This is a genomic window from Streptosporangium sp. NPDC048886, assembly GCF_055586905.1.
Window position 1 is genome coordinate 5,237 of sequence record NZ_JBVJHH010000098.1, and the last position, 1,181, is coordinate 6,417.

The following is a 1,181-nucleotide window of genomic DNA, read 5'->3' on the forward strand; positions in this document are numbered from 1 at the left end:
GCCGGGGCCGCAGTGATCCAGACCTACGAGATGGCGTGCGTACCCGGCCTCCTGCAGACCGAGGCATACGCGCGAGCGATCATCGAAGCTGCGCACCTTGAGAATGACGTCGACCGGCGCGTCCGGGCTCGTCTCGCTCGCCAGACGGTACTAAACCGGGATAACCCGCCACAGTTCTGGGCCGTCATCGATGAGGCCGCGCTCCGGCGGATCGTCGGCGGGCCGACCGTTATGGCGGAGCAGCTGCGCCACATCATCAAGGTCGCAGAGCAGCCCAACGTGGCTGTCCAGGTGCTTCCTTTCGAGGCTGGAGCCCACGCAGCGATCACGGGCGCGTTCGTCATCCTGGACTTCGAATCCGAACTGGACCCCAGTCTCGTATATGTAGAGAACGAGACAGACGCGCTGTACTTGGAGGAGCCCCCTGTGCTGCACAGGTATAACGTCGTTTACAGCCATGTGCAGTCGCGGTCCCTCTCACCGGAGGAGTCGCTGACGTTCATGGAGTCCCTGGCCGAAAAACTACAGCAGAGGTAGGCGAGGATGGATCGAAGCAACCAGCCTCCGCTCGTCTGGCGCAAGAGCTCGTTCTCTAGCGGCAGCGGCGACAACTGCGTCGAGGTGGCGGTCGCGCCCGGCGACCTGGCCCCGGCCGGCCACAAGGCCGATGAGGAGCTGCTCTACCTGGTCCGTGACTCAAAGGACCCTGAGGGCCCGAAACTGGCGTTCACTCGGGAGGAGTGGGAAGCCTTCATCGGCGGCGTGAAGGCCGACGAGTTCGGCTAACCCAACCTGCTCAACGCGACAAGCCCCCGTTCCGTGGCGGAGCGGGGGCTTGTGCGTGATCGAAGCACTCTCGATCGTAACTACTCGCCGGGGCTGCCGGAAGCTGTGGGCGGGCTCGTCTGGAAATGAGGAAGGGCTCCGGCAGTGCCGGAGCCCTTCTCTGGAAGCCTTCGCCGCGTCGGCCCGTTGGGAACGCGATGGGAACAGAATGCCCAACACCGTTCGGCAACAGCCGAAGATGACCGGCGATGAGTCAACTGATTGGGCTTACGTCACCAGCAGCAACCGGCAACGTCTGGCAGAAGCCAGAACCAACCAGAACCCTCATCAGCGGACAGCCACCTCGCTAGCCCAACTATGATCAACCATTGTTCGGACCACCTCCTTTCGGCGTG

Annotated in this window: 2 protein-coding genes; both read left to right on the forward strand. The window is 63.3% G+C overall.

What is annotated here, in order from left to right; all coding sequences use genetic code 11:
- On the forward strand, positions 1–537 hold a 537-nt coding region (locus ACZ6R6_RS49050; protein ID WP_470104399.1), incomplete at its 5' end, for a DUF5753 domain-containing protein.
- A 6-nt stretch (positions 538–543) separates the two neighbouring features.
- A complete protein-coding gene (locus ACZ6R6_RS49055; protein ID WP_470104401.1) occupies positions 544–786 on the forward strand; it encodes a DUF397 domain-containing protein in 243 nt (80 codons plus the stop codon).
- The last annotated feature ends 395 nt before the right edge of the window (positions 787–1,181 follow it).